The sequence below is a fragment of the Glycocaulis sp. genome (genome assembly GCF_051859565.1).
GTDB lineage: Bacteria > Pseudomonadota > Alphaproteobacteria > Caulobacterales > Maricaulaceae > Glycocaulis.
This window is the reverse complement of the sequence record NZ_JBHYFK010000001.1, coordinates 524,772-531,335: the sequence shown is the minus strand read 5'-3', so window position 1 is coordinate 531,335 and position 6,564 is coordinate 524,772. Positions and strand designations below refer to the sequence as shown.

Here is a 6,564-nt window from a genome sequence, read left to right as displayed (position 1 = left end):
CCCCGCCTGTCCCGCCTGCCCAACCATTCCCGCGCTTCGCGCGTCCGTGCCACTGTGTTAATACGATATGCAAAAAAGAGAGGCGGGATGGCGGCTTCGGCCAGGTGATGACGGCCCACTCCCCCCCAACCTCTCACCCCCCTCTGGCAATTCGCGCGCCCTGCGTTAGACAAAGGCCCCTGAGACGCTGCGCCGCAGGGCGCGGGCCACCGATATGCGCTTTTAACGAGGCCGATGAGCAATCCTGCCCTTTCCCCTGAAGACCGGCGTGCGCTGGGCGGCCTTCTCTCCGCATGGGGGAAGGCCGGGCGCGGGCCGTCCATGCTGGCGAGCGCGTGCGGCATTGCGCAGTACGGCCTCTTTATCGGTTTTGCCGGCTTTGCCGCCAGCGCGATAGCGAGCCTCGTCAATGGCGAGGATTTTCTTATCCCTGCGCTTGTCGCTGCCCTGTTTGCTCTCGTGCGTGCGGGCGCTCAAGCCTTGGAGACGCGCGCAGGCTTTGAGGCGGCCGCGCGGGTGAAGGCCCATGTCAGGGCTGAGGCCGCCCGCGCGCTCGCCGCCAAGGGCCCCGCCTTCACCGAGCGGCTGGAGACGGGCGCTGCCGGCTCTGCCCTCACCGACGCGGTGGAGAAGCTGGAAGGCTATTTCGGGCGCTACCGCCCGCTCATGCCGGTCATCGCAGGCGCGCCGATCCTGATGGTCGCCGCCGCCTTCACCCAGAGCTGGGTGGTGGGGATGCTGTTCATCATCACCGCACCCCTGCTGCCGCTTTTCATGGCGATTGTCGGCGGCGCGGCGGCAGCGGCCAGCAAGGACCAGATCGCGGTGCTCGCCCGCCTCGCCGGGCGCTTCAATGACCGGCTGCAATCTCTCGCTTTGCTGAACGCGTTCAACGCCGCCCCGCGCGAGCGGGAGGGTCTCGCCGCCGCATCGGAAGATTTCCGCCAGCGCACAATGAAAGTGCTCCGGCTCGCCTTCCTCTCCTCGGCCATTCTGGAATTTTTCGCGGCCCTCTCGGTCGCGGCCATCGCGGTCTATGTCGGCTTCTCCCTGCTGGGGGAGCTACCCTTCGATGCGGGCGAAACTGTCACCCTGCGCGAGGGGCTGTTCGTCCTTATCCTGGCACCGGAATTTTACATGCCGCTGCGGCGTTTATCCGCCGCCTATCATGACCGCGCCGACGCCGAAGCTGCCGCCGGTACTATAAAACCCCTGCTGGAATACCCGAAATCGGGTGTTTCCATAGTACCGACCGCCCCTTTCCATACCTCACCCTCTCTGGACCTATCGGGCGTCTCATGCGTGTACGAAGGTGGCCGCAAGGGGTTGAATCCCGTCACGCTTTCCATTCCGGCGGGAAGGGTCAGCGTTTTGTGGGGGCCGTCGGGCTCCGGCAAGTCGACGCTCCTCAAAATCCTGATGGGTTTTGCGCCTTTAGCCTCCGGCGAGGTGCGGATAGACGGCGAGGCGATGGAGGCTCCGCTCGCCGGACGCGCAGGCTGGATTGGCCAGAACCCGCGCCTGTTTCACGGGAGCTTGCGGGATAACATCACCCTGCATGACGATACTATCCCGGCAGAGATGATTGAGCGCGCGGTGGCAGAGGCCGGCGTTGCCGGCTTCCTTATCCACCTGTCGGACGGCCTCGACACGCCCCTTGGCGAACGCGGATTTGGCTTGTCTGGCGGGCAGATACAAAGGGTAGCTCTCGCACGGGCGCTGGCCCGTGACATGAAACTTGTCCTCATGGACGAGCCGACCGCCCATCTTGATGGCGAGGCCGAGGCCCGCTTTCTTGAAGCGCTTCTCTCCAACAAAAATGGGCGGACAATTCTCATCGCTACCCACAGCCCGGCCGTGCGCGCGATTGCCGACGAGGTGTTCGAGATTGCTAATCTCCAGGAAGGCGGAGCGCCATGAAAACGCTCGCCTTTTTCCTTGCCCTTGCCCGGCCTGACCGCTGGTGGCTGCGTGCAGGCGCTGTGCTCGCCATCCTCACACTGCTGGCCGGAATCGGGCTTTTGTCCCTGTCGGGCTGGTTCATAACCGCAGCCGCTATCGCCGGTGCGGCGGGGCTGGGGCGCAGTTTCAACTATCTTTTTGCATCGGGCGGTGTGCGCGGATTTGCCATGGCGCGTACCCTCGGGAGATATGCCGAGCGGCTGGCCACGCACGAGGCCACTTTCCGCATCCTGGCGCGCCTGCGCCTGTGGGTGTTTGACCGGGCCGCACCGCTAGTCCCGGCAGGGCTGGGCGGCTTGCGCGCAGGCGATCTGCTGTCGCGCGTGACCGGCGATGTCGATGCGCTCGACGGGCTCTACCTTCGGCTGGTAACCCCGGCGCTATCCGCGCTTTTTGGCGCGCTGGCAGTGGTGCTTATCCTCGCATTCACGGCCCCGGCGGCGATATTGCCCGTGATCGGGCTTTTTATCCTGTCAGGTCTGGGCCTGCCTCTCCTCGCGGCAAAACTTGGCCAATCCGCCGGAGAAAACGTCACCCAGTCTGCCTCCGATACCCGCTCCGAAGCCGCTGACCTGATCGCCGGCATGGCCGAGCTTAAGGCCTATGGCGCTGAAACCGCGGCGCTTTCGCGCCTTGATGCGGCGAGCGATAGCTGGATCTCCGGCCAGCGCCAGCTTGCCGGACTGGCGCTGATGAATACGGCCGTACTCGCCTTTGCGGGTCCCGCCAGCTTTGTGGCCGGTTTCCTCAGTGCGGCGGCAGCGGGTGCATCGCCGCCTTTGGCTGCATTGGCCGGGTTTATTGCCTTCGGATTGTTCGAGGCGGCCGCCCCGCTTGTCCTCGCCGGGGAGCAGTATGGCCGCACGCTCTCTGCCGCCAAGCGACTGAAAGCGCTAGATGATCTGCGCCCGGCAATGGAAGAGCCGCAAGCGCCTCTCCCCCTGCCCGATGGCCATGATGTGGTGTTCAGCTCGGTCGGATTTACCTATCCCGGCGGCCAGTCCCGCCCCGCCCTGCAAGATGTCAGCTTCACCCTGCCCGAAGGCGGGCGGGTAGCCCTTGTGGGGGCTTCAGGGTCTGGAAAGTCCAGTATTATCCGTTTGCTGATGGGCTTTTATGCTCCGGATAGCGGGGATATTCGTCTCGGCGGGACTGATCTCTCCGTCCTTGGCCCTACGCGGACAAGGCAGCGTCTGTCCCTCGTTGACCAGCGGGCAGATCTGCTGTCCACCACGGTGCGGGCAAACCTTCTGCTAGCCCGGCCCGACGCGACAGAAGCCCAGCTCTGGCAAGCGCTTGAGCAGGCTAGAGCGGCCGATTTCGTGCGCGCTCTGCCCGATGGATTGCTGACCTGGATTGGCGAGGAGGGGCGGCTCGTATCCGGCGGACAGGCAAGGCGCATCGCGCTTGCCCGCGCCTTCCTGCGGGATGCGCCCGTCATGCTGCTTGATGAGCCGACCGAAGGGCTGGACAGCCGGACAGAGGCCGAATTCCTCGACGCGCTTGATGCCTGGCTGGATGCAGACCCTCGCCGCTCTGTCCTCATCGTCACCCACCGCCCGGCCTTGCTGGCGCGGGCGCGCGAGGTGCTGGTGATGGAGCATGCCCGCATCGTGCAGACCGGCAGCGTGGACGCGCTGACGGCTGAAGACGGAGCCTTCAACCGCCTGTTTGCAAAGCGGCTTTAGGCGTCAGTCATTGCGCCAGAACATCCACCAGGGATCGGGTTCGGGCTGGTGAATGCCCAGCCATTCGCGCACCTGCAATATGGCCGGAGACATCCGCTCCCATGCCGGCACCTGGCCGATTATCCACGCATCCGCCGCCGGCCAGAACACCGCGAGCAGGAAGGCGCCAAGGAAAATCGTGACCACAATGGTCAGGATAGGCTTGAAAACATCCCCGATAAATCTGAACAGACCACCCATGAGGGCCTCCCCCTGTTTGTCTCTCCACCCTAGCCGGATCGCGGCTGAATGGGGAGTGAAAGCTTTGCGAGGTGATGCGCTTTGCCTTGGCCCGGCCGCCCTGCTAGCGTCCCGCGCTGATCCGCCGACCCGCCAAGCTGCGTAGAAAGCCTTATGACCCAGACGCTTGCCGCTCCCAGCCCTGCGCCCTTCACCGATCCGGACATCACCGCGAAGGGCGAAACCCGTGCGAGCGTGGCGTTTGACAGATTGCAGACGCTCTGGGTGCTGACCGGCACTTTATGCAACATCGCCTGCACCCACTGCTATATCGAAAGCTCGCCGGATAATGACCGGCTTGTCTATATCAGCCCGGACGAGCTGGAGCCCTATCTGGACGAGGTGGACGCGCTGGTCCCGGGGCCCATCGAGATCGGCTTTACCGGCGGAGAACCCTTCCTCAATCCCCAGATGGCGGGGCTTGCCGAAGCGGCGCTGAAACGCGGCCACCGCGTCCTCATCCTCACCAATGCCATGCGCCCGATGATGCGCCCGCGCGTGCAGGCCGGATTGCTGGATTTGCAGGCCCGCTATCCGGGGCAGATAACCCTTCGCATCAGCCTCGATCACTACACATCAGACGTGCATGATGCAGAGCGCGGAGAAGGTGGCTTTGCCGCGACGCTTGAGGGTATTAACTGGCTCAGCACCAACGGTTTTTTGCTCGCGTTGGCAGGCCGGCAGATGACCGATGAAATCATGGCAGAGGCACGCGCAGGCTATGCCGCCCTGATCGCGGCGCACGGGTGGGATATCGATGCGGCCAATCCGGCTGAGATGGTGATCTTCCCGGAGATGGACCCGGCCGGATCACCGCCGGAAATCACCGTCGATTGCTGGGGCATCCTCAATAAAAATCCGGCCGATATCATGTGCGCGTCCAGCCGGATGATCATCAAGCGCCGGGGGGCGCAAAAGCCAGCTGTCGTCGCCTGCACCCTCCTGCCCTATGACCCGCAATTTGAGCTGGCCGCGACCCTCACAGAGAGCCTGAAACCGGTGAAATTGAACCATAAATTCTGCGCGCAATTCTGCGTGCTCGGCGGAGCGAGCTGCTCGGCCTAGGGCGCCTTAAGCCTTGAAATGCTTGCCGAGTTTCAGGCCCTGACCCTGATAGTTGGAGCCGTTCGCGCCATAGGCCGAACCGATTTTTCCCGCCATCGGCTCATGGACGAGGCGGGCCACGGCCTGACCATGTTCCAGGATGAAGGGCACGTCGCGCCCCCTTACCTCCAGCACCGCTTTTGCCGGTGCGCCAAGGCCGAAACCGGGATCGAAAAACCCGGCATAGTGGGCGCGGAACTCCCCTATTTCCGGCGCAATGGGCGCCATCTCGGCAGCGTCTTCGAGCGGTATCTCCACCGCTTCGCGGGAAGCCAGTATGTAGAACTCGCCCGGATCGAGCACGATCTGTCCACGTGGTGCGAATAGCGGTTCCCAGAAATCGAGCGCCGCATGCGCGCCAATCCGGCTTAAATCCACCAGCGGGCTGTGGCGCTTGGCCCGCCAGCCGACAGGCGTGTTGCCTGCCGCCTGCAGATCGACGCTAAGCACCTGGGAAAGCCCGGCTTTGAGCGCGCCCCGGCGCAGCCGCACCTGCACCAGACGGTCGCCCGGACGGGCAAGGATGGAGAAGGTGCGAGGGCTTATTTCCACCCAGAGCGGGCCGGAATAGCCGGCGGGAAGCTGGTCGAACGCGGCTGAATTATTCCCGATGACACGGGTAAAGACATCCAGCCGGCCGGTGGAGCTTTTCGGGTTCATCGCCGCGTTCAAATCGCCCGGAAGTGAGAGGCTTTCCATCAGGGGGACAAGATAGACGCAGCCCGTCTCCAGCACCGCCCCGCCCGTCAGCTCGATCTCGTGCATGACAAGGCCGGAGGCAAGACAGTCATCCACGGTCCGGCCGGGGCCGGGCAGGAAGCTCGCCCGCAGGCGGTAAGCCCTTGTTCCAAGGCGCAGATCAAGGCTTGCAGGCTGTATCTGGCCATCCTCTATGCCCGGCGCGGCAATGGCTCCGGAGGAGACCAAAGCAGCTAGGTCGAGATCGGTCAGGATACCGGGCTTGGACATGGGAAAGACGCGAATCACAAAGAGGGATAGAGGGCGCACCGTTCCGCATGGCGGCAGGGTTTGCAATGGCACTGGCAGGCATACCTGCGCGAAACCTCTTGAGCAGCAGCACCAAGACGTGTCTCATCCTGTGGCAGAGGAGTTTCATACCGCCATGTATATGCTGGAGACCGAAGGCGTTATCATCCGTGTCGAGCCGGATTATCTGGAAACAGAATCCGAGCCGGACGAGAACCGCTATATCTGGTCCTACACTGTAGAGATTGAAAATTCGGGCAGCGCGCCGGTGCAGCTGATGACGCGTGAATGGCGGATAACCGATGCCAAGGGCCGCACCCGCGTGGTCAAGGGCGAAGGCGTGATCGGGGAAAAGCCGGTTATCGCCCCGGGAGAGTGCTTCCGCTATACATCGGGCGCGCCCCTGCCCACGCCGTCGGGTTTCATGAGCGGCCAGTATGAAATGCGCCGGGCGGACGGAGCCGTATTCAATGCCGCCATTCCCTCCTTTGCGCTCGACAGCCCCTTCATGCCGGCCACGCTGCATTAGGCTGGCGCGCCGAAA

At 63.8% G+C, this 6,564-nt stretch carries 6 protein-coding genes; 4 read left to right on the top strand and 2 right to left on the bottom strand.

Translation table 11 applies throughout. The features are described from left to right. The first annotated feature begins 234 nt into the window (after positions 1–234). Positions 235–1,920: a thiol reductant ABC exporter subunit CydD gene (cydD, locus tag ACTIGC_RS02570; protein ID WP_439632921.1), complete on the top strand. Its 1,686-nt coding sequence runs from the start codon at positions 235–237 to the stop codon at positions 1,918–1,920. Then, the gene (gene cydC / locus ACTIGC_RS02565) at positions 1,917–3,650 is read left to right on the top strand and encodes a thiol reductant ABC exporter subunit CydC (RefSeq protein WP_439632920.1); all 1,734 of its coding nucleotides are present in this window, start codon (positions 1,917–1,919) and stop codon (positions 3,648–3,650) included. Before cydD ends, cydC begins: the two co-directional genes overlap by 4 nt. Before the next feature lie 3 nt (positions 3,651–3,653). Here cydC and ACTIGC_RS02560 read toward each other — a convergent pair whose 3' ends face one another. Next, positions 3,654–3,890: a hypothetical protein gene (locus ACTIGC_RS02560; RefSeq protein WP_127565450.1), complete on the bottom strand. Its 237-nt coding sequence runs from the start codon at positions 3,888–3,890 to the stop codon at positions 3,654–3,656. Between the two features lie 153 nt (positions 3,891–4,043). Between ACTIGC_RS02560 and ACTIGC_RS02555 the strand changes: the two genes are divergently transcribed. Next, entirely contained in the window at positions 4,044–4,994 is a 951-nt protein-coding gene (locus tag ACTIGC_RS02555; RefSeq protein WP_439632919.1) for a radical SAM protein, read from the top strand. A gap of 6 nt (positions 4,995–5,000) precedes the next feature. Here ACTIGC_RS02555 and ACTIGC_RS02550 read toward each other — a convergent pair whose 3' ends face one another. Then, complete coding sequence (locus ACTIGC_RS02550; RefSeq protein WP_439632918.1) at positions 5,001–6,002, bottom strand: 2'-deoxycytidine 5'-triphosphate deaminase; 1,002 nt, start codon at positions 6,000–6,002, stop codon at positions 5,001–5,003. Positions 6,003–6,120: 118 nt separating this feature from the next. Here ACTIGC_RS02550 and apaG point away from each other — a divergent pair, with 118 nt between their 5' ends. Further along, on the top strand, positions 6,121–6,549 hold the full coding sequence (apaG, locus tag ACTIGC_RS02545; protein ID WP_439632917.1) for a Co2+/Mg2+ efflux protein ApaG: 429 nt from the start codon (positions 6,121–6,123) through the stop codon (positions 6,547–6,549). Positions 6,550–6,564 lie beyond the last annotated feature (15 nt).

Coding starts and splice junctions, on each gene's coding strand:
- cydC (WP_439632920.1), top strand. CDS start 1,917: ATGAAAACGCTCGCCTTTTTCCTTGCCCTTGCCCGGCCTGACCGCTGG.
- cydD (WP_439632921.1), top strand. CDS start 235: ATGAGCAATCCTGCCCTTTCCCCTGAAGACCGGCGTGCGCTGGGCGGC.
- ACTIGC_RS02555 (WP_439632919.1), top strand. CDS start 4,044: ATGACCCAGACGCTTGCCGCTCCCAGCCCTGCGCCCTTCACCGATCCG.
- ACTIGC_RS02550 (WP_439632918.1), bottom strand. CDS start 6,002: ATGTCCAAGCCCGGTATCCTGACCGATCTCGACCTAGCTGCTTTGGTC.
- ACTIGC_RS02560 (WP_127565450.1), bottom strand. CDS start 3,890: ATGGGTGGTCTGTTCAGATTTATCGGGGATGTTTTCAAGCCTATCCTG.